At 72.5% G+C, this 26,226-nt stretch carries 20 protein-coding genes; 14 read left to right on the forward strand and 6 right to left on the reverse strand.

Translation table 11 applies throughout. The annotated features are described in order from the left end of the window. The 4 genes from K4B79_RS40985 to K4B79_RS41000 form a co-directional block, all read left to right on the forward strand. Positions 1-1,060: NAD(P)/FAD-dependent oxidoreductase (locus K4B79_RS40985; RefSeq protein ID WP_232032528.1), on the forward strand; the 1,060-nt coding region annotated here is incomplete at its 5' end. Then, a complete protein-coding gene (locus K4B79_RS40990; RefSeq protein WP_232032529.1) occupies positions 1,057-2,517 on the forward strand; it encodes an ATP-binding protein in 1,461 nt (486 codons plus the stop codon). The genes K4B79_RS40985 and K4B79_RS40990, both read left to right, overlap by 4 nt. Further along, on the forward strand, positions 2,514-2,876 hold the full coding sequence (locus K4B79_RS40995; RefSeq protein ID WP_232032530.1) for a UBP-type zinc finger domain-containing protein: 363 nt from the start codon (positions 2,514-2,516) through the stop codon (positions 2,874-2,876). Before K4B79_RS40990 ends, K4B79_RS40995 begins: the two co-directional genes overlap by 4 nt. Positions 2,877-2,971: 95 nt before the next feature. Next, positions 2,972-5,938, forward strand: a complete 2,967-nt coding sequence (locus tag K4B79_RS41000) for a helix-turn-helix transcriptional regulator (protein ID WP_232032531.1) — start codon at positions 2,972-2,974, stop codon at positions 5,936-5,938. Between the two features lie 25 nt (positions 5,939-5,963). Here the strand turns inward: K4B79_RS41000 and K4B79_RS41005 are convergent, their stop codons facing one another. From K4B79_RS41005 to K4B79_RS41020, 4 genes are read right to left on the reverse strand one after another with little or no spacing between them, the layout of a single operon-like run. Continuing rightward, positions 5,964-7,187 (reverse strand): SGNH/GDSL hydrolase family protein, encoded by a 1,224-nt coding sequence (locus tag K4B79_RS41005; RefSeq protein WP_232032532.1) that lies wholly within the window; start codon positions 7,185-7,187, stop codon positions 5,964-5,966. Further along, positions 7,184-9,547 carry a glycosyl hydrolase family 95 catalytic domain-containing protein gene (locus tag K4B79_RS41010; protein WP_232032533.1) on the reverse strand — a complete coding sequence of 788 codons (2,364 nt, stop codon included), beginning with the start codon at positions 9,545-9,547 and terminating at the stop codon, positions 7,184-7,186. The genes K4B79_RS41005 and K4B79_RS41010 overlap by 4 nt, the downstream gene beginning before the upstream one ends. Before the next feature lie 35 nt (positions 9,548-9,582). Continuing rightward, complete coding sequence (locus K4B79_RS41015) at positions 9,583-11,430, reverse strand: alpha-galactosidase D (RefSeq protein ID WP_232032534.1); 1,848 nt, start codon at positions 11,428-11,430, stop codon at positions 9,583-9,585. Between the two features lie 39 nt (positions 11,431-11,469). Further along, the gene (locus tag K4B79_RS41020) at positions 11,470-12,645 is read right to left on the reverse strand and encodes an ROK family transcriptional regulator (RefSeq protein ID WP_232032535.1); all 1,176 of its coding nucleotides are present in this window, start codon (positions 12,643-12,645) and stop codon (positions 11,470-11,472) included. 172 nt (positions 12,646-12,817) lie between these two features. Between K4B79_RS41020 and K4B79_RS41025 the strand changes: the two genes are divergently transcribed. From K4B79_RS41025 to K4B79_RS41055, 7 genes are all read left to right on the forward strand, one after another. Next, on the forward strand, positions 12,818-14,047 hold the full coding sequence (locus K4B79_RS41025) for a serine hydrolase domain-containing protein (protein ID WP_232032536.1): 1,230 nt from the start codon (positions 12,818-12,820) through the stop codon (positions 14,045-14,047). 113 nt (positions 14,048-14,160) lie between these two features. Further along, positions 14,161-15,522 (forward strand): CAP domain-containing protein, encoded by a 1,362-nt coding sequence (locus tag K4B79_RS41030; protein WP_232032537.1) that lies wholly within the window; start codon positions 14,161-14,163, stop codon positions 15,520-15,522. Positions 15,523-15,633: 111 nt separating this feature from the next. Beyond that, positions 15,634-16,311 (forward strand): AIM24 family protein, encoded by a 678-nt coding sequence (locus tag K4B79_RS41035; protein ID WP_232032538.1) that lies wholly within the window; start codon positions 15,634-15,636, stop codon positions 16,309-16,311. A gap of 187 nt (positions 16,312-16,498) precedes the next feature. Continuing rightward, entirely contained in the window at positions 16,499-17,539 is a 1,041-nt protein-coding gene (locus tag K4B79_RS41040) for a tetratricopeptide repeat protein (RefSeq protein ID WP_232032539.1), read from the forward strand. Next, positions 17,536-18,561, forward strand: a complete 1,026-nt coding sequence (locus K4B79_RS41045; RefSeq protein WP_232032540.1) for a polyprenyl synthetase family protein — start codon at positions 17,536-17,538, stop codon at positions 18,559-18,561. The genes K4B79_RS41040 and K4B79_RS41045 overlap by 4 nt, the downstream gene beginning before the upstream one ends. A 104-nt stretch (positions 18,562-18,665) precedes the next feature. Further along, complete coding sequence (locus K4B79_RS41050; protein ID WP_232032541.1) at positions 18,666-19,625, forward strand: threonine/serine dehydratase; 960 nt, start codon at positions 18,666-18,668, stop codon at positions 19,623-19,625. Positions 19,626-19,786: 161 nt separating this feature from the next. After that, positions 19,787-21,433, forward strand: a complete 1,647-nt coding sequence (locus tag K4B79_RS41055) for a serine/threonine protein kinase (protein WP_232032542.1) — start codon at positions 19,787-19,789, stop codon at positions 21,431-21,433. Here K4B79_RS41055 and K4B79_RS41060 read toward each other — a convergent pair. Continuing rightward, positions 21,425-22,864 carry a serine hydrolase domain-containing protein gene (locus K4B79_RS41060; protein WP_232032543.1) on the reverse strand — a complete coding sequence of 480 codons (1,440 nt, stop codon included), beginning with the start codon at positions 22,862-22,864 and terminating at the stop codon, positions 21,425-21,427. The genes K4B79_RS41055 and K4B79_RS41060 overlap by 9 nt on opposite strands. An 87-nt stretch (positions 22,865-22,951) precedes the next feature. Here K4B79_RS41060 and K4B79_RS41065 point away from each other — a divergent pair, with 87 nt between their 5' ends. The 3 genes from K4B79_RS41065 (at position 22,952) to K4B79_RS41075 (ending at position 25,557) form a co-directional block, all read left to right on the forward strand. Further along, positions 22,952-23,923 (forward strand): LLM class F420-dependent oxidoreductase, encoded by a 972-nt coding sequence (locus K4B79_RS41065; RefSeq protein ID WP_232032544.1) that lies wholly within the window; start codon positions 22,952-22,954, stop codon positions 23,921-23,923. Between the two features lie 108 nt (positions 23,924-24,031). Then, a complete protein-coding gene (locus tag K4B79_RS41070) occupies positions 24,032-25,069 on the forward strand; it encodes a hypothetical protein (RefSeq protein ID WP_232032545.1) in 1,038 nt (345 codons plus the stop codon). A 62-nt stretch (positions 25,070-25,131) separates the two neighbouring features. After that, on the forward strand, positions 25,132-25,557 hold the full coding sequence (locus K4B79_RS41075) for an SsgA family sporulation/cell division regulator (RefSeq protein ID WP_232032546.1): 426 nt from the start codon (positions 25,132-25,134) through the stop codon (positions 25,555-25,557). 91 nt (positions 25,558-25,648) lie between these two features. On the opposite strand, the gene K4B79_RS41080 is transcribed toward K4B79_RS41075, so the two are convergent. Beyond that, positions 25,649-26,149, reverse strand: a complete 501-nt coding sequence (locus K4B79_RS41080; protein ID WP_232032547.1) for a DUF6328 family protein — start codon at positions 26,147-26,149, stop codon at positions 25,649-25,651. Between the last annotated feature and the right edge of the window lie 77 nt (positions 26,150-26,226).

The raw sequence follows: 26,226 nt of genomic DNA on the forward strand, positions 1-26,226 counted from the left end.
CGGAGCACCCCTGGTCGAGCCCGAGGCCCCCGACCTGGCCGCCCGGGTGGGTCTGGCCACCACGCCGACGGCCGACTTCTACGACCTCGTCGTCATCGGCGGCGGCCCGGCCGGGCTCGGTTCGGCCGTCTACGGGGCCTCGGAAGGGCTGCGGACCGTACTGGTGGAGCGGTCGGCGACCGGCGGGCAGGCCGGGCAGAGCTCCCGCATCGAGAACTACCTCGGCTTCCCCGACGGCGTGTCCGGCGCCCAGCTCACCGACCGCGCCCGGCGGCAGGCCACCAAGTTCGGCGCCGAGATCCTCACCGCCCGCGAGGTGTCGGGGCTGGAGGCCAACGGCTCCGCGCGGATCGTACGGTTCTCCGACGGCTCGGCGATCGCGGCGCACAGCGTGATCCTGGCGACCGGTGTGTCGTACCGGCAGCTCGACGCGCCGGGCACCTCGGACCTGACCGGCTGCGGGGTGTTCTACGGTTCGGCGCTGACCGAGGCGGCCTCCTGCCAGGGCCACGACGTGTACATCGTCGGCGGCGCCAACTCGGCCGGACAAGCGGCGATGTACCTGTCCCGGGGCGCCAAGTCGGTCACCCTGCTGGTGCGCGGGGAATCGCTGGCGGCCTCGATGTCGCACTACCTGATCCAGCAGATCGAGGAGTCGCCCAACATCTCGGTGCGCTGCGGCACCGTCGTGGAGGCCGCGCACGGCTCGGAGCACCTGGAGCAGCTGACGCTGCGGGACGTGGCGAGCGGGCGGACCGAACTCGTCGACGCGCAGTGGCTGTTCGTGTTCATCGGCGCGGCCCCGCTGACCGGCTGGCTGGACGGCACGGTCCTGCGGGACGAGCACGGGTTCATCCTCGCCGGACCGGACCTGACCCCGGACGGGCGACCGCCCGCGGACTGGGAGCTGGACCGGCCGCCGTACCACCTGGAGACCAACATCCCCGGCGTGTTCGTCGCCGGGGACGCGCGCGCGGAGTCCGCGAAGCGGGTCGCGTCCGCCGTCGGAGAGGGAGCCATGGCCGTGATGCTCGTCCACCGGTATCTGGAGCAGTCGTGAGCGGGCAGCCGATGCCGTGCAGCCCCGCGGAGATCGGGTCGCTGTTCCTCTTCGAGAAGCTGTCGGACGAACAGCTCGGGCAGCTGTGCGCGGCGGGGCGGGTGGAGCGGTTCGAGCCCGGCCCGGTGTACGCCGAGGGCGAGCCCGCCACCTGCTTCTACGTGATGTGCGAGGGCACGGTCGTGCTGTCGCGCCGGGTCGGCGGCGACGACGTGGAGGTCAGCCGGACCTCGCAGCGCGGGGTGTACGCGGGCTCCATGCAGGCGTTTCTCGGCGACCGGGTGCGGCAGGTCTACAACAACTCCTTGCGGGTCACGGAGCCCTCGCGGTTCTTCGTGCTGCCCGCCGAGATGTTCTCGGCCTTCATGCAGGAGTGGTTCCCGATGGCGGTCCACCTGCTGGAGGGGCTGTTCTTCGGTTCGAAGAACGCGCAGCGGGCCATCGGACAGCGTGAACGGCTGCTGGCGCTGGGCTCGTTGTCCGCCGGTCTCACGCACGAGCTCAACAACCCCGCCGCGGCGGCCGTCCGGGCGACCGCGACCCTGCGGGAGCGGGTGGGCAAGATGCGGCACAAGCTCGCGCTCATCGCCCAGGGCTCCTACTCTCCCGAGGTCATCGCGAACCTGATCGACATCCAGGAACGCACCGCCGAACGCGTCGCCAAGGCGCCCGCCCTGAGCCCGCTGGAGGCCTCCGACCGCGAGGACGTCCTCAGCGACTGGCTCGACGACCACGACATCCCCGACGGCTGGCGGATCGCTCCGACCTTCGTGCAGGCCGGTCTCGACGCGGACTGGCTCGACCAGGTGGCGGCCGCCGTGGACGAGGAGATCCTGCCCAGCGCGATCGGCTGGCTCAACTACACCGTCGAGACCGAGCTGTTGATGGACGAGATCAACGACTCCACCAACCGCATCTCGCACCTCGTCGACGCCGCCAAGCAGTACTCGCAGCTCGACCGGGCGCCGTACCAGGTCGCCGACGTGCACGAACTCCTCGACAGCACCCTGCTGATGCTCTCGGGCAAGATCGGCCGGAGGATCAAGGTCGTCAAGGAGTACGACCGTACGGTGCCGAGGGTTCCGGCGTACCCGGCGGAGCTCAACCAGGTGTGGACCAACCTGATCGACAACGCCGTCCACGCCATGAACAGCACGGGCGGGGAGGGCACGCTGACCGTGCGGACGGCGCTCGACCACGACCGGCTGCTGGTGGAGTTCCGCGACACGGGGCCCGGCGTGCCGCGGGAGATCCGCGACCGGATCTTCGATCCGTTCTTCACCACCAAGCCGGTGGGCGAGGGCACGGGGCTCGGACTCGACATCTCCTGGCGGATCGTCGTCAACAAGCACCACGGGAGTCTTCAGGTCGAGTCGGAGCCGGGGGACACGCGTTTCCAGGTCCTGCTTCCGCTGACGGCGGCGGAACCCGAGGCGTCACTTGAGGAGACGGAATGACCAGCGACAGTGGAATCGACGGCCTCGACGCCGAGGCCGCCCCGAGCGGCGCCGGGTGCGTGGAGTGCGACGTGGACGGCGGGTGGTGGTTCCATCTGCGGCGCTGCGCGCAGTGCGGGCATGTGGGGTGTTGCGACTCCTCTCCGGCCAAGCACGCGACGGGGCATTTCCGGGAGACCGGGCATCCGTTGGTGCAGAGCTTCGAGCCGGGCGAGGGCTGGTACTGGAACTACGCGACGAACGAGATGTACGAGTCGGGGCCGGAGTTGGCGCCGCCGACGAGCCATCCGGTGGACCAGCCCGCGCCGGGCCCGGCGGGGCGCGTGCCGTCCGACTGGGCCCGGGTGTTGCGGGGGTGAGTGGCCAGGAGAAGCCCGGCTGCCCCGCGCTCCTCGGGTGAGGCCCCTCGCCCCTGTGGCGAAGGACTGTCGGTCTCACGTGCCAGGATGGATCCGTGCCGCAGATCTCCCGCTCCGCCCCGCTCATCGGCCGCGATGACGAACTCGTCCGTCTCACCGGTGTGCTGGAGCGTGCCCGGGACGGGGTGGCGCGGGCCGTCCTGGTCGCCGGGGACGCCGGCGTCGGGAAGACCCGGGTGCTGGACGAGGTGGCGGGGGTGGCGTCGCGGGCCGGGATGACCGTGCTCGCCGGGCACTGCGTCGATCTGGGCGACGTGGGTCTGCCCTATCTCCCGTTCACCGAGGCCTTGGGGGTGCTCGCGGCCGACGGCCGGTTCGCGCAGGTGCTGGCCGCGCATCCGGTGGTGGAGCGGCTGTTGGGCGGCGGTACCGACGCGACGCGGGACGTGGGTGGGCGGCTGCGGTTGTTCGAGGGGATGGCGGGGCTGCTGGCCGACATCGCCGACATCGCGCCCCTGCTGCTGGTCCTGGAGGATCTGCACTGGGCGGACCAGTCCTCCCGCGATCTGCTGCGGTTCCTGCTCAGCCGGGGAATCCTCCAGCGGCCCGCCGGCGGGGCACCGACGCATCCGCTCGCGGTGTTCGCCTCCTACCGGGCGGACGACCTGCACCGCCGCCATCCCCTGCGCCCGCTGCTGGCCGAGCTGGTGCGGCTGCCCTCGGTGGAACGGCTGGAGCTGCGGCCCATGGCCGACCCGGAGGTGGCCCGCCTGGTGCGGGCCCTGGGCGGCGCTCCCCTGCCGGACACCACGGTCCGGCGGATCGTGGAGCGGGCGGAGGGCAACGCCTTCTACGCGGAAGAACTGCTGGCGGCCACGGACACCGAGGCGGGAGGCGTGCCCAGCGGCCTGGCCGACGTGCTGCTGATCCGTTTCGAGCAACTGTCGGACACCGCTCAGCAGGTGCTGCGCACGGCCGCCGTCGCCGGACGCCGGGTGGAGCACGACCTGCTGCGGGACGCGGTCGGGATCCCCGAGGACGAACTGGAGTCGGCGCTGCGCGAGGCCGTGGGGCGGCAGTTGCTCGTCCCGGGCGACGGCGACACGTACGCCTTCCGGCACGCCCTGGCCCGTGAGGCGGTGTACGCCGATCTGCTCCCGGGTGAACGGGCCCGACTGCACGGCGCGTTCGCACGGCTGCTCGACGGGCGGGGCCATCGGGCCGAGGGCGCGGCGGAGCGGGCGCACCACTACCGGGAGAGCCATGACCTGGCCGAGGCGCTCGCCGCCTCGCTGGAGGCCGCGGACCACGCCCACCGGGTGGGCGCGCCGGCCGAGGAGCTACGGCATCTCGAAGCGGCCCTCGATCTGTGGTCGGCGGTGGAGTCCGCGGCGCGTCCCGCCGGCGAGGGCGTCGACCAGGTGACGCTCACCCTGCGGGCCTCGGCCGCCGCCGCGCACGCCGGGGAGGCGCACCGGGCCGTCTCCCTCGCCCGGGCCGCGCTCGCGGGGGTCGGCCAGGACGCGGACTCGGAGCTGGCCGCCCGGGTGCGGTACACGCTCGCCGGGAACCTGCTGGGCGTCGACAACCTGATGGCCGCGTTCTCCTACAGCAGCGAGGCGCTCGCCATGATCCCGGCCGAGCCCGCGTCGCGTACATGGGTGTGGGCGGCGGCCACCCACGTCCTGACGGCGCGCCAGGTCGGCGAGAACGCCACCGCGCTCAAGGTCGCCCGGCAGGCCCTGCGCGTCGCCGAGCAGCTGGAGGTGCCCGACGCCCGGGCCGACCTCCTCGTCTCGCTGGCCACCCTCGAAGGGGGCGGCCGTCGGACGACCGAGGGGCGCAAGCGGCTGCAGGAGGCCCGCGAGATCGCGCGTGGCGCGGGCAACGCCCTGGTGGAGCTGCGCGCCCTGTTCAACCTGGCCATCGGCTGCTACGAGTCCGGCCGCCTGGACGAGTGCCTACCCTGGCTCACCGAGGGTCTGGACCGGGCGCGTCGCGCGGGACTGCTGTCGTCGCTGTATCCGCTGGAGATGCGCTACCTGCGGCTGCTGGTGCTGTACACGCTGGGCCGCTGGGACGAGTGCCTGCACGCGGCGCGAGCCGATGCCGACGTGCTGCCCGTGGCCGGCGGATACACGGCGGCACCGGCGTGGTACGCGCAGCTGGCGCGCGGTGACCTCACGGCGGCCGACCGTGCCGCGGCCTTGCTGGAGAAGCCGTTCGACTGGATGGCCACGCTCGTGGCGGGTGTCGTGCTGACCGACGCGGCGGCGCAGCGGGGTGAGCCGGAGGCCGCCGTGGCGCGGGTGCGGTCCACCGTCGCGGCCCTCACCGACGAGGCCGGTCTGGTCCCGGACATCACGGTCCGGCTGGCCGCTCTGGCGCTGGCCCCCGTCGCCGACCGGGCCGTCGAACGCCGTCTCGTCGGCGACGAGGCCGAGGCCGGCCGCTGGGCGCGGACCGCGACCGAACTGCGGGACCTGGCCCGGGCCACCGCCGCGCACGGCGAGAGCGGCGTGCCGCAGGGGCCCGAGGGCCAGGCGTGGCTGGCGCGGGCCGAGGCGGAGTGGGTGCGAGCCGTGTCGGGGCCGGACGCGGAGGCCTGGGGCCGCACGGTCGCCGCGTTCGACTTCGGTGACGTGTACGAGCGGGCGCGCTGCCGACTGCGTTTCGCGGAGGCCCTGTTGGCGGCCGACCGGCGCAAGGAGGCCGCCGCCGAGGCCCGCGCCGCCCGGGAGACGGCCGCCGGGCTCGCCGCCACACCCCTGCTGGAGCAGATCGACGCCCTGATCCGCCGCGGCCGCCTGGCCGACACCGCGCCCTCCGATCCCCGCCCCACCGTCCTCACCGCCCGTGAGCAGGAGGTCCTGCGCCTGCTCGCCCTCGGCCGCAGCAACCGGCAGATCGGCGAGGAACTCTTCATCACCGGCAAGACGGCCAGCGTCCACGTCTCCAACATCCTCGCCAAACTGTCCGCCACCAGCCGCACCGAAGCGGTGGCCATCGCCTACCGCCAGGGCCTGATCACCACCGGGCAGAACGGCTCGGGCGTCGGCTGAGCCGTCCGGACCCGGGCTCGGAGCGTCAAGGAGACGGCGGACCCGCGCAGTCCAGGCTCTTCAGGTCGACGGCGTCGGCCATGGCCTGCATGCCCTTGTCGTTGGGGTGGAGGTGGTCGCCCCCGTCGAAGACGGGGAGGATGCGGGCGGGGTCGTAGGGGCTGCGGAGGATGCGGTCGAAGTCGGTGACGGCGTCGAATTCGCCGCTGTCGCGGATGAAGGCGTTGACGTCCTGGCGGACGGCTTCGGCGGCCGGGCTCCACTCGGACCAGCCCTTGAAGGGGGCGACGGTGGCCGCGACGACGCACTTGCCGGCGGCGTGGGCGCGTTCGGCGATCCTCCGGTAGCCGTCGATGAGGTCCTCGGCGGTGATGCCGGGGGCGGCCTTGATGTCGTTCACGCCCTCGAAGAGGAAGACCGTGCGCAGGCCAGGCTGGGAGAGGACATCGCGGTCGAGGCGGTTCAGGGCGCTCTGCCCGCCGCCGTCGGTGAGGACCTTGTTGCTGGAGATGCCGGCGTTGGCGACGCCCTTGATGTCGGTGTCCGCGCGCTTCAGGCGCCGGGCGAGATAGTCGGGCCAACGGCGGTTGGTGTCGGTGGTGGACTGCCAGCCGTCCGTGATGGAGTCGCCGAGGGCGACGACCGCGCCGGTGCCGGGTTCCGCCCGGACGGAGACCGCGTCGAGGTAGAACCAGGACCCCGTGGTCCGCGTCCAGGCCGCGGCGCCCTCCTCGGCGGTGTGGCCCACCTCGCCGAGGTACGAGGTCTGCATGGCCATCCAGTGGCCGGAGACCGGGCCGGTCGCCTCCGGAGTGTCGAAGCTGATCACCAGGTCGGTCGCGGCGGGCAGCCGGCCGGGCAGCGGATCGCTGAGGACGGTCCGCCCGGCGGGGACGGTGACGGAGCGGGCGCCGTCGAAGGTCAGCGGCCGATTGCTGCCGGGCATCAGAGCGGCTCCCTCCTTCCGGAGTCCGGCGTGGACCCCGTCGAAGGTCACGGCCCGGTCCCCGAAGGCGTTGGTCAGCCGGATCCGCAGATCGCTGCCGCCGACGCTGGTGCGCACGACGAGCCGGTGGCCGCGCTCGGATGCCTCCTCGTCCATGCGGGCGGCGCTCGCTGCCCAGGTGACGACTCCGTCGGGTCGGGTGGGCGCCTCGGCCGGTGCGGCCGGGGACCTGGTCTGGCAGGCGGGGAGTGCCGCCAGCACCACGGCGGCCACCGGGGCCGCGAGCGCCGTCCGCGCCCTCACCGGGTGAAGTCCTTCAGCGTCACGGACTCGCCGGGCGTCAGGCGCACGGTCCGGGTCGTACCGCCGTACGCGACCGTCGTGGTCCGGCCGCCCACGCTGCGGATCCGTGCCCGGGTGGGCCGGCCGTCCTGCCAGTGCAGGTCCACGACGAAGCCGCCGCGGGCACCGGCCCCGGTGAGAAACCCGGAGTGGGCCCAGGCCTCGGGGAGAGCGGGGAGGAGTTCGACATGGCCGGGGCGGGAGTACAGGAGCATCTCGATCGCCGCGGCGGGGGTGCCGAAGTTGGCGTCGATCTGGAAGACGCCGTTGCCCTCGCCCAGTTCGTAGATGTCGAACAGGTTGAAGGCGGTGCCGTTGCCGCCGTCGGTGGAGGGGCGCAGGTTGTTCACGATCAACTGGTAGGCCTTCTCCGGGTTCTTCAGACGGGCCCAGCACAGACTGCGCCAGGCGTTGGCCCAGCCGAAGCTCTCCGTGCCGCGGGCGGTCAGGAGGGCGGTGGCGCCGGCGACGACGTCGGCGGGGGTGGAGCCGTCGGGCCGGATGCGGTCTCCGGGGAAGAGGCCGACGAGCGGGGACAGGTGCCGGTGGGTGGTCTCGCCGAGGTTGTCCGGGGACATCCACTCCTCCAGCCAGCCGGTCGTCGGGCTCACCCGCGGCAGGTGGAGCTTCTTGCGCAGGGCGGCGACGGTGTCGGCGTAGGCGCTGTCCCGCTTCAGCTCCGCCGCGGCTACGCAGTAGTTGCCGAAGAGCGTCCACACCAGCTCCTGGGCGTAGGTGATGCCCTTGGCGTCGAGCGGGCCGTGCTCGGGCGACCAGTCGCTGTCGGCGATCAGGACCTCCCGCGTGGTGCCCGGCAGCGTGGTGGTGAGCAACCGCGCCTCCCAGAACTCGCACGCGCCCTTCAGCAGCGGGTAGATCCTCTCCAGGTGGGATGACGACCGGGTGAACTCGTAGTGTTCCCACAGCGTGTTGCACATCCAGGCATTGCCCGCGGGGTGCCACCACCAGCCGTTGCCGCCGTGCGGGTTGGTGGAGATGGCGAGGGTCCATCCGGCGTTCCCGCCGCTGGAGTTGCGGTAGCGGTTGCGGGGGTCGTTGAAGAGTCTGCGGGTGAGGTCCGTCCAGGACGGCAGTTGGGCGAGGCAGTAGTCGGTGAGGGTGTCGAAGCAGGCGGACAGGCCCGCGCGGTCGGCCATCCAGTAGTTCATCTGGATGTTGATGTCGGTGTGGTAATCACCCATCCAGGCCGGGTCGTTGCCGTCGAGCCACAGTCCCTGGAGGTTGAGCGGCAGGCTGCCCCGGGAGCCGGCGATCATCAGGTAGCGGCCGAACTGGAGGTAGGCGGCCTCCAGTTCGGGATCGGGTACGCCGTCCCGGGAGCGTGCCTTGAGCCGCTCCCAGGTGTCCAGGGAGCGCTGTTCGTCGGTGGACTCGCCCAGGGAGAGGTCCAGTTGCCCGAACAGGGCGCGGTGGTCGGCGACATGGGTGCGCAGGAGGGTCGCCGCCGGGTGCGCGGCGGCGGCTCGGACCTTGGCGCGGGCCAGCCGTTCGGGGTCGAGGGACGGGTCGCGGTAGCCGGTCGAGGCATCGGGGGCGTAGTTGGTGCCGCCGCTGACCACGACGGTGAGTTCGGCGCATCCGGCGAAGGAGATCCGCGGGCCGTCCACCGCGACCCGGCCGCCCTCGCCGCGCGCGGTGACCGCGGCGCCGTAGCGCAGTCCGTTGGGGAAGGCGGCGCCGAAGGAGACCGCGGGATCCTCGCCGTGGGTGCCGGCCAGGGTGACGGTGCCGGTGTACCGGCCGCCGCCGCTCTGGGTGAAGTGCAGCACGATGACGTCGTCGGGGTGGCTGGCGAACATCCGGCGTCGGTACGTCACCCCGGAGCGGACGTACGACGTCGTCACCACGCCCCGGTCGAGGTCGAGGGTGCGGCGGTAGCCGGAGACGGCCGACAGGTCGTGGTCGGGGAGGTCGACGGTGAGGCGGGAGAGCAGGGTGAAGGAGCCGAAGTCGTCGCGGCCGTAGGGGAACTGGCCGTCGGCGTCCAGGGAGTCGTTCGGGCCGCCGGTCCACATCGTGGCGTCGGTGATCAGCAGGACCTCGCGGCCGGGGTCGTTGCCCGCGAGGGCGCCGAGCCGGCCGTTGCCGAGGGGCAGGCCCTGTTCGATCATCGACCGGTCGTCGGCGGGGGCCTGCCACCACAGTCGGTGGCGGGGCTCGCCGGTGGACTCGGCTCCGGCGTCGGGCCGTCGAGGTGCGGCGGTGGCCGTGAACGCCGGCAGACCGGCGAGGGCTCCGGTGGTCGCCGCGAGGGCGAGGAGGCGGCGTCTGTCGATCCGGGCTGCGGGGTCAGTGGCCATGGCGGGCTCCGGGGGCTCGGTCGGTCAGGACGACTTCAGGACCGGGGGACGTCGATGCGGTCGATGTCGGGGGCGTAGCCCGTGCCGCTGTCGAAGGTGATCGTGTTGGCGCCCTTCCTCAAGGTGACCGGAATGCTGACCGTCCCGACGGTTCCCCAGTCCCCGGTGGCGGGGAACTTGTGGCGCTCGGGGCCACCGGAGTTGGCGAGGACGTCGACGGAGCGGGCGTCGCCGCTGACGTAGGCGACCTTGATCCAGTGGGTGCCCGCCCTGGTCGCGGTGATGTCGTTGAAGCGGAGCTTGCCGCCGAGGTAGAGGTTGCCGACCTTCCTGCCCTCGGAGCAGGCCGGGCAGTCGGCGACGGAGGCGTTGCCGTAGAGGGTGTTCGTGGCGGACTCCGCCTCGTGGGCGGTCCAGTCGAGGGCGGCGCCGCGCGGGGTGACGGTGAACAGGCGGGAGCCGTGGGCCGGCAGGGCCTGTGTGATGCCGTTGCGGTGGGTGCCGAGGTTCTCGTGGTTCCACAGGTCCCGCACGGCCGCCGCGCCGGTGAAGCCGAGCGTGGACCAGTCGGCGGTGACGGCGGCGGGGGCGTCGGCGAGGTTGAACAGGGCGACGGTGTAGGTGCCGTCGGGGTTCTTCGCGGCCCACACCTGCTGGGGGTCGGAGGCGGTGACGGGGCGTGCGGGCGGGGTGTCGCCCTGGTTGAGGGCGATGACCTCGCGGTTGGTCAGCAGGGACAGGCCGTAGGAGTCGAGGCGGGTGAGGTCGTCGCCGGTGTAGAGCGGGGACTTGGCGATGGCCCACAAGGTGGCGTAGCTCTGCCGCTCGGCCTTGGTGAGGCCGTCCATCTCACCGTTGCCGACATCGAGGGAGTCGAGGTCGTTCCAGCCGCCGGGGCCGGCGTGCCGGGTCCAGGCGGGGGTGTCGTCCCAGCGGTCGTCGACGGAGTTCTCCCAGCTGACGAGGGTGTTGCAGTAGCACTCGACGTCGGTGTCGACGCGCCAGCCCTGGGAGTACCTCTTCCAGTCGGCGGCATGCCCGATGTCGAGGGACCAGGACAGTTCGAGATGGATGGGGCGGCCGGTGGCGGCGATCGCGCGGTTCCAGGCGGCCACATCCGCGACGTTGTCGTACTGGTCGCCGTTCTTGCCCGAGCCGGGGCCGACGCCGTCGAGCTTGAGGAAGTCATAGCCCCAGTCGGCGATCAGCCGGGCCTGGGAGTCGATGTACCGGGCGGTGCAGGGGCGGGAGAAGTCGAGCTTGTAGGCGCTGTCCCAGCCGTTGGTGGTACGCAGGTCGTCGTGGACGATGTCGGCGGTGGTGCAGCCGTCGGCGTCCAGGATCGGCGAGCGGCCGTCGTTGTACGCCTCCTTCTCCAGGCCCGCGGGCAGGTAGATGCCGGCCTTGAGGCCCTTGGCGTGAATGCGGTCGGCGACGGCCTTCATGCCGCTGGGGAAGCGGGCCGGGTCGGCCTTCTGGCGGGCGTACCGGTCGAACCCGGGCTTCCAGGCGTGGTCGCGCCACCAGCCGGCGTCGATGTTGACGTACTCGTAGCCGTATTTCTTGAGCTTGGCGGCCATCGCGTCGGCCTGCTTGAGGACGTTCGCCTCGGTCAGGTAGCTGTAGTCGCCGTCGGGATTGAGGCCCGGGTACTTGGACGACTGCATGCTCCAGCTCGACCAGCCCATGTAGGGCTTCGCCGCGAGAGCCGGGGTGGCGGCCCCAGCAGAGACGGCGGCGGTCTCGGTGCGGGCGGCGGGAACAGAGGGTGCGGTGTCGCTGTGGGCGGCCGGGCCGAGCGTGGCGAACCCGGCGGTGAGGGCCAGGACCACCACGGCTCCGAGGGAGCGTGCGGGCAGGACGGAGTACGAGGATGACCGCATGGGTCGTACCTCCTGGGGTCGGCTCTGCGGGCGGGATGGCTAAGTGGTGTCGGCTCGAATGAAGGACTGGATGGCGGTGGCGGCGGCGCCGCGGGCCCATTCGGTGAAGGGCAGCGGCCGGGTGCGGACGTCGCAGCGGGCGGCGGAGCCGAAGGCGGCCGCGGTGAAGGCGTCACGGATCTGCTCGGCGAAGAGGTCGTGGGCGGCGAGCCCCTCACCGGAGATGATCACGAGTTCGGGCCCGAGCAGGTTGGCCACGGTGGCGATGCCCCGCCCGATGGCCTCGCCCGCCCGCGCGTACGCCTCGCGTGCTCCGCTCACCCCGTTGTGGGCGAGGCGGACGGCCTCCGCGGAGTCGGTGACCTCCAGGCCCGTGGTCTCGCGGATCCGCCGGAGGATCGCGGCGTCCCCCGCGATCGCCTCGACGCAGCCGCGGTTGCCGCAGTGGCAGGGCGGTCCGGCCGGGTCGACGGTGACATGGCCGATCTCGCCGGCCACCCCGTGCGCGCCGGAGACCACCCGGCCGTGCACGACGAGACCGCAGCCGATGCCCGCGCCGACGGTCACCACGGCGAAGTCGGACAGGCCCGCGCCGGCGCCGAACCACTGCTCGGCCACGGTCAGGGCGCGCACGTCGTTGTCCACGGTGACCGGCAATCCCGTGGCGGTGGCCGCGAGTTCGGCCAGTGGTACGTCGCGCCACTCCAGGAAGGGCGAGTAGCGGACGATGCCCTCGGCCCGGTCGACGTCACCGGAGACGGCGATGCCGAGGCCGTGCACACCGGCTCCTGCCTCGTCGGCCTCGGCGCGGAGTGCGTGCACCAGGTCCGCGACGGCCGTGAGCACCGCCCCGAGGTCACGGTCCGTCAGCGGCACATGGCGGACGAGACGGATCCGGCAGCACAGGTCGGTGACCACGCCGATGATCTCGTCGCCGGTCACCTTGACGCCGACGAACAGCGCCCGCCCGCCGTCGACCCGTACGAGCGTCGCCGGCCGGCCGAGTGCGGGACGCGCCTCCTCGTCCGCGCCCTCCACCAGATATCCGGCCTCGATCAGCGGCCGGACCGCCTTGGTGACGGCGGCCGGGGACAGCCCGGCGCGCCGGGCCACCTCCAGACGGGTGAGAGGGCCCTGCGACAGCACGGTGGTGAAGATCTGCGAGGCGGCAGGCGTGTTGACCGGGAACCGCTCGGTCCGTGGCGTCGGGAGCATGGTCGGGAACCTAGGGCTCTTCTTTTCCGCCGTCAATAAAAGAAACAGGATTCGCGTGACGGGCTCACAGGCGACTCGGGTGACCCACCGTCACGGACGGCCGAAATAACCAGATTTGAGGAATTTCGCCGCCATACTGTCCGGATCCGCGACAGAACAGGAGAAGAGCCGGATGGTCTCAGCAACGGCACGCAGAGGGACGGTGGTCGGGGCGGTGCTGCTGTCCCTGCTGGCGGTACCGGCGCACGCGGCGGCACCCAGGGACTCGACACTCGCCACGGGCGAGGTGGCACTGCCGAAACCCGACCTGGACGGACTGCGCGCCGACCTGCGCACCGCACGGCGGCAGGGAGCGCCCGGCGCGGCGGCACGGATCGACGCCCAGGGCAGCACCTTCCGTACGGCCACGGGCGTCGCCGACCGGGCGACGGGCCGGGCGCTCGGCAACGCCGACCGCTTCCGCGTCGGCAGCGTCACCAAGATCTTCACGGCCACGGTGCTGCTGCAGCTGGTGGACGAGAGGAAGCTGAGGCTCGACGCGCCGGTCAACCGCTATCTGCCGGGGCTGCTGCCCGACGGCCGGATCACGGTGCGGCACGTGCTCAGCCACCGCAGCGGGCTGTACGACTACACCAACGACATGTTCGCCAGGACGGTTCCCGGCTTCGAGGCGGTCCGCGACAAGGTCTTCACCTACCGCCAGCTGGTCGACCGCTCGCTGCGGCGGCCGCGCACCAACACGCCGGGGGCCGTCTACGCGTACTCCAACACCAACTTCGTGGTCGCGGGGATGCTGGTGGAGAAGCTGACCGGCCACTCGGTACGGACCGAGTACCAGGACCGCATCATCGAGCCGCTCAAACTGCGCGACACCTTCTACGTGCATCCCTCGACGCGGATTCCCGGCCGCCACGCCAGCGGCTACCTCACCCCCGACCGGGCGGGGGCCCCGCTGGTCGACGCCACCCGGCAGACGGCGTCCTGGGCGCAGAGCGCAGGCGCGATCGTCTCCACCACCCGTGACCTCAACACCTTCCTCCGCGCACTGCTCGGCGGCCGGCTGACCTCGGCCGCGCAGCTCGCGCAGATGCGGCGCTGGGTGCCCGCGGGCGCCAACCAGGCGTACGGCCTCGGCCTGCGCCGCCGCGACCTGTCCTGCGGTGTCTCCGTGTACGGGCACACCGGCGCCGTGCAGGGCTACTACACGTACGCTTTCGCCTCGAAGAGCGGCGGGCGCAGCCTCGCCGCGTTCGTCAACACCTCCAACAACGGCACGGTCCACGCCACGATGCTGGGCACCCTGGAGTCCGCGTTCTGCGGGAAGCGCGCGAAGGCGCCGCGCGGCCGGACCGCCCTTGCCGAACGGCACGAGGACATCGCCGCGGGGGCCGCCCGGGACTGAGCCCGCGCAGCTGCTCCTCCTGGGGCCCTGTCCCGTTCGGGAACCCGTGCGCCCTGGTGGACGTTGTCCGGACGACCCCGCGGGGTCCCGTACGACGACATCAGGGCGGCGCGATGAGCGAGTTGGTCCCCGGGGGCAATCTGCCCCTCCCGGGCGGTGCGGTGGCTGTCCGGGTCCCCGGCCCGTTCGACGTGTCGGCCCTCATCACGGACGACGGCGGCAAGGTGCGGGGGGACGCCGACTTCGTCTTCTACAACCAGCCGGACGCGCCGGGCGCCCGTCTGCACGGCGACACGCTCACCGTCGATCCGGTACGCCTGCGCGCGGGAGCGGCCCGTGTGACGGTGGTGGTCAGCGCCTCCGACCCCACCACTCCCCTGGGCCGACTGCCCGCGCCCACCCTGCATGTCACCGGTGCGGGCGGCCGCGCCCTCGCCCGGTTCGCCCCGCCCCGGCCCCGGCAGGAGACCGTACTGCTCCTCGCGGAGATCTACCGGCGCGGCGACGGCTGGAAACTCCGGGCCCTGGGCCAGGGGTACGCGGACGGGCTGGCGGGGCTGGCCCGCGACTTCGGGGTGGAGGTCCTCGACGAACCGGCGGTACCGGCACCGGCGTGGGCACCGGGTACGGCCTCTCCCCCACGCTCCGCGCCGCGCATCCCGTCACCGGCGCCCGCCTCGGCCCCGCTTCCGTCCCCCGACCCCGACGGTTTCCTCGGGCTGGTCAACCCCGCCCGCGCCACGGCCGGTTCACCCCCGGTCGCGCTCGACGCGCGCCTGTCCGCCGCGGCGCGCGCCCACGCGTCCGCCATGGCCTCGGCGGGGCGCCTGGACGCGGAGGGCGGGGACGGTGTCTCCGCCTACCAACGGGTCACGGCCACCGGGTTCTCGTACATCACCGTCGACCTCCACCTGGTCTCCGGGCCGCGCACGCCCGGGCAGTTCGTGGACTACTGCCTGAGCTCCGAGCAGCCCCGGCGGACCCTGCGTGACCCGGCCTTCACCCACGTCGGCCTCGCGCACGTCCCCGACGGCCGCTCGGGGCAGACGTACTGGACTGCTGTGTGGGCCAGACCCTTCAGCCCTGCCGAACTGGAGCGGACACAGTCCGACGTCGTCGGCCTGACCAACGGGGAGCGCGCCCGGGCGGGGCTGCCGCCGCTCACCGTGGATCCGCTGCTCACCCGGGCCGCGCAGACGTACAGCACGGACATGGCGGCGCGCGCGTTCTACTCGCACACCTCGCCCGAGGGCACCCAGCCCTGGGACCGGGCCGCCGCCGCGGGTTCCCGTCACCGTTCGATCGGCGAGAACATCGCCTGCGGCCAGCGCTCCCCCGCCGAGGTCGTGGAGGGCTGGATGAACAGCCCCGGTCACCGCGCCAACATCCTCAAGCCCGGCTTCACGCACATCGGCATCGGCTTCGCGGGCGGCGGCCCCAGAGGGACGTACTGGACCCAGCTCTTCGGCGCCTGAAGAAGGCCGAGATGAGCTGGGAGCGTCCTGCGCGGGGGCAGGGGGCAGGAAGTCGGCGCCACGCGTCGCGCGATCTTGGCGGAGGGCATCGCTCCGGGCCACGATGCCTGCATGAAGGGTGACCTCTTTTCCAGCGAGCACATGGTCCAGCCGGCCACACAGGCGGGCATGACGGTCGAGAACGCCAAGTGCATCAGGTACACGGTCAACGGCGAGATGCTCGCCCGACAGGGAGCGATGGTCGCCTACCGCGGCGATCTCCAGTTCGAGCGCAAGGGCCAGGGCGTCGGGGGCATGCTCAAGCGGGCGGTCACCGGCGAGGGTCTGCCGTTGATGGCGGTGCGCGGGCAGGGCGACGCCTGGTTCGCGCACGAGGCGCAGAACTGTTTCATCGTGGACGTCGACCCGGGCGACGAGTTCACCGTCAACGGCCGCAACGTCCTGTGTTTCGACGCCTCGTTGGCGTACCGGATCTCGACCGTCAAGGGCGCGGGCATCGCCGGGGGCGGGCTGTTCAACAGCGTGTTCACCGGGCAGGGCCGGCTGGGCCTGGTCTGCGACGGCAACCCGCTGGTCATTCCGGTCTCGCCGCAGTATCCGGTGTACGTCGACACGGACGCGATCGTCGGCTGGACGGCGGGCCTGTCGACCTCGCTGCACCGTTCGCAGTCCATCGGCTCGATGCTGCGCGGCGGCTCCGGTGAGGCCGTCCAACTGATGCTCCAGGGCGAGGGATACGCCGTCGTACGGCCGAGCGAGGTGACTCCGCAGAAGGCGCAGCAGCACTGAGACGCCCCGTGAAGTGATCTGCGCCTCACGGGCAACCCGATCGGTTCCGTCGACGTCTTGACCAGCAACAGGTGACGCCCCGGCCCTGTGGGCCGGGGCCAGTTTTCGACGCACTATACACAGCGCGTATACATGCCATGTATACGCAACATGTATAGATGGCGTGCATACGGACCGAAAGGCATGCATGTACGGCAAGGCATTCGCCCCGGAGTACCAGGGCGCCCTCACCACCCTGTCCGTGAACTCCTCGCTGACCGAGGTACTGGCCGCCGGTACCGAGCAGTTGAGGACCGCCGAGCGGGCCGGCCGGCACGGGGAGGCGGCCCGTTCCGGGCTCGCCGTCGCCGAGGCGCACCGGCGGCTGGGCAGCATCGCGGAGGCGGACCGGGCATGGAAGGCGAGCTATCGCGCGGCCCGGCAGGCCGGGGACACCGCGGCGATGGCCTGGGCGCTGTGGAGCGGCGGCACCCTGGCCCGGCAGCGTGGCGCCTTCGCCCTGGCCCGGCGGCTGCTGGAACTCGCCGCCGACCTCGGTGAGCGCGGCGGGGATGTCGTCGTCCGCGGCTACTCCCTGGCGGGCCTGGCCGAGACCGGCCGTATCCAGGGCGACTACGAGGCCGTCGGCCGGCTGCACGAGCAACTGCTCGCCGAGGCCCGGCGACGCGGCGAGGCCCGCCACACCGTGTGGGCCCTGGAGGGCATCGCGCAGATGCACCGCAACACCGGCCGCCACGACACGGCGTACGCCCTGTTCGAGGAGGCGGCGGAGATAGCCGCGCGGGCCGACGACCGGCGTGGGCACGCCTGGGCGCTGCGCGGGCTCGCGGACGTCGTCTCCGTGCGCGACGGCGACACCGGCCGGGCGCTCGCGCTGCTGTCGCAGGCGGAGGAGTCCTGCCGCGCGATGAAACTCTCCAGCGCGCTGGCCTACAACCACAAGATGCGCGGCAACGTCCTCTACCGCGCGGGCCGTTACGAGGAGGCCCGGGGACTGTACGAGCAGGCGCTCGCGGAGTTCCGCACCATGAGCGAGCCGCGCGGCGAGGCGCTCGCCCGGCTGGGCCTGGCCAAGTCCCTGGCCCGGCTGGGCCGCGACCGCGCGGAGACCGAGGCCGAACTCGCCGATCTGGCCCGCACGCTGGAGCGGCTCGGGCTGCGGCACGCGCGCGAGATGGTGTCGCGCGCCCAGCAGGAGCTCGGCACGCGGGCGGAGGCCGTACGGTGACGGCGCTGACGTCGGCCCTCGCCGCCCCCGAAGTCCTGGACCGCTGCCGGACGTTGGTGCGGCCCGCGCTGGAGGAGGCGGTGGGGCGGCTGCATCCGTGGGTGGGCGAGATGGCCGGGTACGCGTTCGGCTGGTGCGAGGTGGGCGGCGCGCCCGCCACGGCGTCCGGCGGGAAGGGCGTCCGGCAGGCGCTGGCCGTGCTCGGCGCCGAGGCGGCCGGTGCCCCCGGGCGGGCCGGTGTGCCCGCGGCGGTCGCGGTCGAGCTGGTGCACACCTTCTCCCTGCTGCACGACGACATCATGGACGGCGATCCGGCCCGGCGCCGTCGGCCCACCGTGTGGAAGGCGTACGGCACGGGTCCGGCGGTCCTGGCGGGCGACGGCCTGTTCGCGCTGGCCGTGCAGACCCTCGCCGTCCCGTCGGCGGGCCCCGAGGCCCTGCGCCTGCTGTCCGTGGCGCTCGGCGATCTGGTGCGAGGCCAGGCGGACGACCTGCTGTACGCCGGACGGCCGTGGACGGGGCCGGGGCGGGTGCGGCCCGGCGAGTACCGTGCGCTGGCCGAACACAAGACCGGGGCCCTGCTGGGCTGCGCGGCCGCGCTCGGCGCCCGGCTCGGCGGCGCGCCGCACGCCACGGTCAGCGCGCTGGACCGCGCCGGACGCCATCTGGGGATCGCGTTCCAGGTCGTCGACGACGTGCTGGGCATCTGGGGCGATCCCGCCGTCACCGGCAAGCCCGTGCACGGCGATCTGCGGGAGCGCAAGAAGACGTTCCCGGTCCTGGCGGCCCTCGACTCCCCCAGTCCCGCGGCCGGGCGACTCGCCGTGGTCCTGGAATCCGGCGGGGCGCCCGAGGAGGCGGCCGCGCTGATCGAGCGGGCCGGGGGGCGAGAGGCCGCGCTCGCCGAGGCGCGCCGGCACATCGCCGCCGTGGAGGCCGTGCTCACCGACGTACCGTTGGCGGCAGGGGCGTCCGACGAGCTGCGCTCGCTGCTGGACTTCCTCGTCCGGCGGGATCTTTGACGTCTCGCGGCGCGTTCACCGGCACCGTGTTGACCTGCGTCGCGCCGCACGTCAGGGTGCGAGACGGCACGGATCACCGCCCCGTGCCGGAAAGGGTGAACACCTTGATCGGGATCACGGACATCGAGCAGGCCGCCGAACTCGTCGCCGGACATGTCGTCCGCACTCCGACCGTGCCGAGCCCCGGCCTGTCCACGCTGCTCGGTGTGCCGGTCACCGTGAAGCTGGAACTCCTCCAGCGCACCGGCTCGTTCAAGGTGCGCGGGGCGACGGCCCGGCTGCTGTCGCTCACCGAGGCCGAGCGGGCCGCGGGGGTGGCGGCGGTCAGCGGCGGCAACCACGGCATCGCCCTCGCGGTCATGGCCGCGGCCCTGGACGTGAAGGCCACGGTGGTCATGCCGCGTTCGGCGCCCGCCCGGTCCGTGGAGATCGTCGAGTCGGCCGGTGCCGCCCTGCGGCTGACCGACGACATGGACGGCGCGTTCGCTCTCGTGAACCGTCTGCGGGACGAGGGGCTGACGCTGGTCCATCCGTTCGACGACCCCGTGGTGGTCGCCGGACAGGGCACCGTGGGCCTGGAGTTCGCCGAGGACGCCGATGATCTCACCGACGTCCTCGTCAGCGTCGGGGGCGGCGGACTGATCGCCGGGGTGGCGGCCGCGCTGCGCGCCCGCCGGCCGGACCTGCGGATCTGGGGTGTGGAGACCGAGGGCGCCGAGGCCATGTCCCGGGCGCTGGCGGCGGGCGGCCCGGTGCCGGTCGAGCTCTCCTCGATCGTGTCCACCCTGAGCGCGCCGTCCGTCTCGCGGCTGACGTACGCCCCTGTGTCCGCGCTGGTCACCGAGGTGCTCGTGGTCTCCGACCGGGAGGCCGTCCGGGGCACGCTGGACCTCGCCGACCATGCCAAGGTGTGGACCGAACCGGCCGCCGGCTGTCTGCTCCCCGCGGCCCGCCGGGTCCTGGAGCGGGTCGGCGACGGGGCCCGGCTGGGACTGGTGGTGTGCGGGGGCAACGCGACGACCGCCGACGTCATGGCCTGGTCGCAGCGGTTCGGTCTGCGCTGATGCGGGTCAACTCCGGTCGGAGGTCGGACAGTTGGTGCCGACCCGTCGTACAGCGGATGAACAAGGGAAAACAGGCGCTCTTCAGTTGAGGATTCATTGAACATTTCCCGCTGTGGGCCCCGTACCTCTGTGAAAGGTGAGAGCCAGGGGTTCAGCGAGGGATGACCATGGTCAAGGCGCACGTCTCCACACACGAGTTGGTCGCCGGAAGGTACCGGCTCCTGGAGGTCCTCCATCGCGAGACGAACCGCGTCTGCTGGTACGCCGAGGACGTGGCGGCCGGTCGCCCGCGCCTGATCACCCAGATCGGGCTGCCGGACGACCCGGGCGGGGAGACCGCGCGTCGGGCCACCGCCCGGGTCCTGCGGATGGCCGAGACGATGGGGCTGCTCTGTCCGGGCCGGGTCGCCACAGTTCTCGACGCCGCCGTGGAGTCCGGCACCCTGTGGGTCGTCACCGAGTGGATCGACGGCACCCCCCTGGGCGAACTCCTCACCCATCAGGGCGCGTTCAACTATGTGCGGGCGGCCCGCATCGGCCTGGAGGTGCTCGACATCCTGGAGGCCGCGCACGGCGAGGGGATCACCCACGGCGAGCTCAGTCCCGGTCAGGTGTTCGTGCGGGACCAGGGCTCCGTCGTCCTGACCGGGTTCGGACTCACCGGCACCACCCTCGTGCCCCGGGTCACCGCCCCGTCGTACGCCTCCCCCGAACAGGCACGGGACGAGCGGATCGGGCCGGCCGCCGACCTGTGGGCGCTGGGGGCGATCCTGTACACGATGGTCGAGGGCCGTCCGCCGTTCCGGGACCGGGACCGTCCGGAGTCCACCCTGCGGGGCGTGGACCGACTGCCCCTGCGTACACCCGTGCACGCCGGACCGCTCGCCCAGACCATCCAGGGGCTGCTCCGCAAGAACTCCGTCGAGCGGCTGACCCGGCCGGTGGTCCGCGAATCGCTCGTCCGAGTCCTGAGAGAGGACCCGGACCAGGCCCTGCGCGCCCTGCCCACGCCCCGGCTGCGCGGCCTGTACCAGTCGGGCCCGAAGTGGAGCAGACGCACCATGGTCGTCGGGACCGCCCTGGCGGTCGTCACGGTGTCGGTCGCCGTCCTGGCCGTGACCCGGCAGCTGCCGGGCACCGAGGACACCGCCGGCGGCGAGCCGGAACCCCGGCCGAGCGCCTCCGCCCCGGCCACCGACGACGGCATCGGCGGACAGCCCGCCGCCCCGCCGCAGTCACCGTCGCCCGCCCCGACGACCCCCGCGGCGCCGACGCCCACTCCTACCCCGACCCCGACTCCCACGCCGACGACGAGTGCTCCCGCCGGCAAGGGGCTGCCCTCCGGATTCCGCACCTACCACTCGCCGGAGGGCTTCTCCGTCGCCCTCCCCGACGGCTGGAAGCCACTGCGCACCACGCGCGCGAGCGACCTCGCCTACCGGGTGATCCTCGGCAACGAGGACGACCCGCGCACGCTCGCCGTCACCTACAGCGAGCGCGTGGGCCCGGACCCCGTCGCCGTCTGGCGCGACGACGTCGAGCCGAACCTGAAGCAGGGTCCGGGCGACTACCAGCGGATCGGCGAGATCCGCGCCACGACGTATCAGGGAGGCAAGGCCGCCGACATCGAGTGGCTCGTCGACGATTCCCACGGCACCCGGGTGCGCACCTTCGGCCGCGGTTTCCTCATCGGGGAGGGCCGCAGTTTCTCGCTGCGCTGGACGACACCGGCCGAGGACTGGGACAAGACCGCGAACAAGGAGGCGCTGGAGACCTTCCTGAAGACGTTCCGGCGGCCCTCAGACTGATCCACGGGGCGCGCGCAGCGATCCGAGCGACCGGGCGTGCAGCGGCCGGGTGCTCCAGCGCGCCGAGAAGGTGGCGTCCGGAAGCGAGCAGGTCACCACCAGGTGGTGGGGCGTCTCCAGGCAGGCCACGTCCACGACGAGGGTGTCCGGGTCCGTCCATCCCCCGCTCACCGCGACGGGCATGGGCTCCTCGACGACGGTCCAACCGCCCTGCCCCAGCGGCAGTTCCAGTCGCAGATCGTCCTCCACGAGCGTCACGTGCCAGGTCTCCCCGGTCACCGAGACCCGGACCGCGGTCGCGGCCGGACGGTCCTCGGGCATCGTCGGGTCCGGCGCGAACTCCGCTCCGGCCCAGGCTTCCGCGTGCTCGGGCGGGGCGGCCTTGCCCGGGGCCGCCGGCAGGGTGAGCCGCACCAGCCGCTCGGCGAGGGCCGCGTCGTCGTCCTCCCGCCCGGGGAGCGGCCGCGGCCCGAAGGCCGGCAGCACATGCTCCCACGCCAGGTCCAGCACCTTCTGCATGTTCTCGGTCTGCGCGGTTATCGCGATCACGGCGTCGTGCTCGGGCAGCACCAGGCAGAACTGGCCGTACGCCCCGTCCCCGCGGTAGCCGTGCCGGGACATCCAGAACTGGAAGCCGTAGCCCTGCTGCCAGTCGGACCACGCCGCGTCGGGAGCGCCGCTCGCGGTCTCGACGTGCGCGCGGCCGGCCTCGGCGACCCATCCCTCGGGCAGCAGCCGCTCGCCTTCCCACACCCCGTCCCGCAGATGGAGCTGACCCAGCCGCGCCACGGCGTCGGTAGCGGCGTGCAGCCCGCTGAAGCCCAGCTCGCCGCCCGTCCGGTAGCGGATCCACGCCGTCTCGCCGATGCCGAGGGGGTCCAGCAGGCGCGGGCGCAGGTACTCGGTGAGGGTCTGGCCGGTGACCTTCTGGAGGATCGCGGCCAGCGTGTACGTGGCGAGCTGGTCGTACGCGAAGACGGTGCCCGGATCCCGCTCCGGTGGCAGCAGCAGGAAGCCGCGGACCAGGTTCTCGGCGTCGAGCGCGCGGGCCCGGTCGAAGGTCTCCTCCAGGTGTCCGCTGGACATGGACGCCACGTGCCGCACCAGCATCGCGCGGCTGCGCGGGTCGGTGATGTCGGCCTCGAACTCCGGGAAGTACGAGATCACCGGGTCGTCGAGCCGGATCAGCCCCTCGGCGACGGCGATACCCGCGGCCGTCGCGGTGAAGCTCTTGCTGAGCGAGTACAGAAGGTGAATGCGCTGCGGGCTGTACGGCGCCCACCAGCCGGACACCACGACGTGGTCGTGCCGGAGGATCATCAGGCTGTGCGGTTCGATGTCGGCGGCGGCTTCGAGGCCGTCGAGGAAGGCGTGCACGCCCGACGCGGCGACGCCCTGGGCGGCGGGGGAACTCATGGGCAAGGCGGTCATGGGGGCATCCTGCCCCGGATCTCCGCCGTGATCGAGAGGACGCCGATCGGGCCGTTTTCCCTCCCGTCGACCGGGGACTCGACGTTTATGGTGCAAATCGGATACACAATGATGACCGAGCAGGCCGGCCCCCGCGAGCTCGTCGACCATGTGGTCCAGGCCGAGGAGGCAGGCTTCGACTTCTCGGTGACCTCCGACCACTACTTTCCCTGGCTGCGCGCGCAGGGCCACTCGCCCTACGCGTGGAGCGTGCTGGGCGCGGCCGCCCAGGCGACGTCGCGGATTCCGCTGATGACGTACGTGACGTGTCCGACGTTCCGCTACCACCCGGCGATCGTCGCGCAGAAGGCGGCGACCCTGCAGCTGCTGTCCGAGGGGCGGTTCCGGCTCGGGCTCGGCTCCGGCGAGAACCTCAACGAGCATGTGGTGGGCGGCGGCTGGCCGTCCGTGGACGTCCGGCACGAGATGCTCGAAGAGGCGGTGGAGATCATCCGGGCGCTCTTCGAGGGCGGCCATGTGAACCACCGCGGCACGCACTTCGACGTCGAGTCGGCCCGTCTGTGGGACCTTCCGGACCAGCCGCCGCCCATCGGGATCGCCGTCTCCGGCGAGCGGTCCTGCTCCCTGGCGGGCCGACTCGCCGACCTGGCGATCGCCACCGAACCCAAGGCCGGCCTCCTCGACGCCTTCGACCGCCACGGCGGCGCGGGCAAGCCGCGGGTGGGCCAGCTCCCGGTCTGCTACGACCCGGACCGGGACACCGCGATCAAGCGCGCCCACTCCCAGTTCCGCTGGTTCGGCAGCGGCTGGAAGGTCAACTCCGAGCTGCCGCACCCGGATTCCTTCGAGGGCGCCACCCAGTTCGTCACGCCGGACGACGTCGCCGACTCCATCCCGTGCGGCGACGACCCGGAGGAGTTCGTCGAGGCGGTACGGCCGTACGCCGAGGCGGGGTTCACCGAGATCGCCCTGGTGCAGATCGGCGGGGAGTCCCAGCCCGCGTACCTGGACTGGTCGGAGAAGACCCTGCTGCCGGCGCTGCGCGACGCGCTGGACTGACACCGCCGCGGGCGCGCCGCGGGGGCTGCCGGAGCGGTGCCCCAGGGTGCAATAGGCTTCCGACCTGCACATAGTGCGGTCCGACCAGCCTGCCCAGGAGAAGCACCCGTGACCCTAGCGATCGCTCCGTCCGAGACGTCCCCCGTGCCCCTGTCCGACCTCGTGGCGCGGGACGCGCGCGAGTTCGGCGTCTATGCCCGGACCGGCGGCTGGACCTTCGGCCTGATGGTGGCGCGCAGCGTCCGGCCCGGCGGCCAGAGCGCGGACGAGACCCCGAAGGTGTCCGCCAAGGAGTTCGCCGACCTGGCCGGGTGCTCGCCCGAGCGCGTCATGCGCTACTACAAGGCCTGGGACCGGGCCGCCGACGACGGTCTCGTCCCGCAGTTCGAGGCGCTCGCACCCGGCCAGGAGGTGGAGCTGCCGGACGCCGACGTGTGGCTCACCTACTACGTCTCGCGCAGCAGCGCCGCCTCCGAGCGCGGCACCGCCATCGCGGAGGCCGCCGAGGCCGAGGGCATCCGCCCGACCAAGGCGCTGGAGGTCGCGGAGAACCCAACCGCGCTGCGCGCCGCGATCCTCGCCGACCCCTCCACCGCCCGCGCGGCCCGCCAGGCGCTCCTGGACCGCGTGCGCGAGGACCCGGAGCTCCAGGCCGAGTTGGCCCGGGACGTCGTACGCACCGACGATCTGAAGAAGGCCGTCGCCACTGAGAGCCGCTCGGCCGACCGCATCGGCTACGTCCGTCAGATCGCCGAGTCCGGCCAGATCAAGACGCCCGCCGGGCAGATGCTCGACGCGCCCGTCGACATCCGCCAGGAGGCCGAACGGCACCTGTCGCTCCTGGACGAGCTGGAGGAGGACGAGGACACCGGCGAGTGGGCCTCGGAGGCCTACGACACCATGAAGTCCCTCGTCGTCGAGGCCGTGGAGGCCGATCCCGACCTGCGCGTGCAGGAACGGCGGACGAAGTTCTACAGCAGCCTCCAGAGGGCCACGAAGGTCTTCGAGGAACTCACCTTCGACGACGTCGATCCCCAGGAGTTCTACGAGGACGACATGGTCCAGCGGCTGGAGGAGCTGCAGAGCGCGATCGCCTCGTGCATCACGGCGCTGCGCGGAGCACGCGGGAATCACCCGGAGGGCTGAGCATCTTGCGCGTGACAGGGGTACTAGAGGTCTCTACGCCTGTTCTCCCCGGAGGCCCTCTCGTGAACTCCTTCGTGCACAAGACCTTGGTCGTGCAACTCCAGTCGGGTGCCGTGGACCGCTGTCCGGTACTCGCCCATCTGAGCTACGACCCGACGGACCCCTTCGCCGTCACCGCGGTGTTCAGCCATGACGGCCGGGTGCTCGCGCGATGGCGGCTGGACCGCGAGATGCTCACGCTCGGACTGGAACGCCGGGTGGGGGTGGGGGACGTCCGTATGCAGCCGGTGTCCACGGGCATGTGGGAGGAACTGCGGATCGAGTTCTACGGCGACGCCCGCCCCGACGGGGGCCGCCAGCGGGCCGTGGTGTTCGCCTGGGCCCCGGCGCTCGCGGCCTTCCTGCGGGAGACGCGGGAGGCCGTGCCGCCGGGGCGGGAGGAACTGCGGATCGACGACTTCCTGCAGGAGGTCATCGCCGGAGGCTGACACCCGGCCGGGTCCACCGGCCGACCGCCTTCGGGTGGCCGGCCGGTGGACCCGGCCGGTGCTATGTCGTCCGGTGCTATGTCGTCCGGTGCTATTTCGTCGTGTGACGGATCCGCACGAGCATCGGCACGAGGAACCAGCACAGCAGGTACCAGCCGACCACTCCGGCGACCAGCCAGGGCACGTAGCCGTCGTGGGTGGCGACCCGCAGGATCAGCAGCAGCGCGGCCGTCATGGTGGCGAGCAGTAGCACCAGTCCCACGAAGGTCAGCCGGGAGGCCCATTCGACCGCCTGGGGCTTGACCCGCCGGCCGGAGACCAGGCGGTGCAGGGACACCGGGCCGATCAGCGCGCCGGTGGCGGCGGCGCCCAGCACGACGGTCACGATGTAGATGGTCCTGTCGGTGTCGCCCAGATCCGCGTAGCGGGGCGTGAACACGACGGTGAGCAGGAAGCCGAACAGGATCTGTACGCCGGTCTGGGCGACCCTGACCTCCTGGATGAGTTCGTTCCACTTGCGGTCGGCTCTCTCCTCCTCGGTCTCGTTGCGTCCGTTGCTGGTCGTCTCCGCCGCGGTGTGGTTGACCGTCAAGGTTCTTCCCTGCCTCTCGACCCCGTTGTCCCTTTCTGCCCGTGTTCCCCGATTTCCGCGAACGGAGCGGTCGTGAC

Origin of the sequence: Streptomyces lincolnensis (genome assembly GCF_021173675.1) — a bacterium.
Lineage (GTDB): Bacteria > Actinomycetota > Actinomycetes > Streptomycetales > Streptomycetaceae > Streptomyces > Streptomyces lincolnensis_B.

Excerpts from the sequence above, each read along its gene's own strand:
- K4B79_RS40995 (WP_232032530.1), top strand. The coding sequence starts at position 2,514 with ATGACCAGCGACAGTGGAATCGACGGCCTCGACGCCGAGGCCGCCCCG.
- K4B79_RS41010 (WP_232032533.1), bottom strand. The coding sequence starts at position 9,547 with ATGGCCACTGACCCCGCAGCCCGGATCGACAGACGCCGCCTCCTCGCC.
- K4B79_RS41015 (WP_232032534.1), bottom strand. The coding sequence starts at position 11,430 with ATGCGGTCATCCTCGTACTCCGTCCTGCCCGCACGCTCCCTCGGAGCC.
- K4B79_RS41020 (WP_232032535.1), bottom strand. The coding sequence starts at position 12,645 with ATGCTCCCGACGCCACGGACCGAGCGGTTCCCGGTCAACACGCCTGCC.
- K4B79_RS41025 (WP_232032536.1), top strand. The coding sequence starts at position 12,818 with ATGGTCTCAGCAACGGCACGCAGAGGGACGGTGGTCGGGGCGGTGCTG.
- K4B79_RS41030 (WP_232032537.1), top strand. The coding sequence starts at position 14,161 with ATGAGCGAGTTGGTCCCCGGGGGCAATCTGCCCCTCCCGGGCGGTGCG.
- K4B79_RS41035 (WP_232032538.1), top strand. The coding sequence starts at position 15,634 with ATGAAGGGTGACCTCTTTTCCAGCGAGCACATGGTCCAGCCGGCCACA.
- K4B79_RS41040 (WP_232032539.1), top strand. The coding sequence starts at position 16,499 with ATGTACGGCAAGGCATTCGCCCCGGAGTACCAGGGCGCCCTCACCACC.
- K4B79_RS41055 (WP_232032542.1), top strand. The coding sequence starts at position 19,787 with ATGACCATGGTCAAGGCGCACGTCTCCACACACGAGTTGGTCGCCGGA.
- K4B79_RS41060 (WP_232032543.1), bottom strand. The coding sequence starts at position 22,864 with ATGACCGCCTTGCCCATGAGTTCCCCCGCCGCCCAGGGCGTCGCCGCG.
- K4B79_RS41065 (WP_232032544.1), top strand. The coding sequence starts at position 22,952 with ATGGTGCAAATCGGATACACAATGATGACCGAGCAGGCCGGCCCCCGC.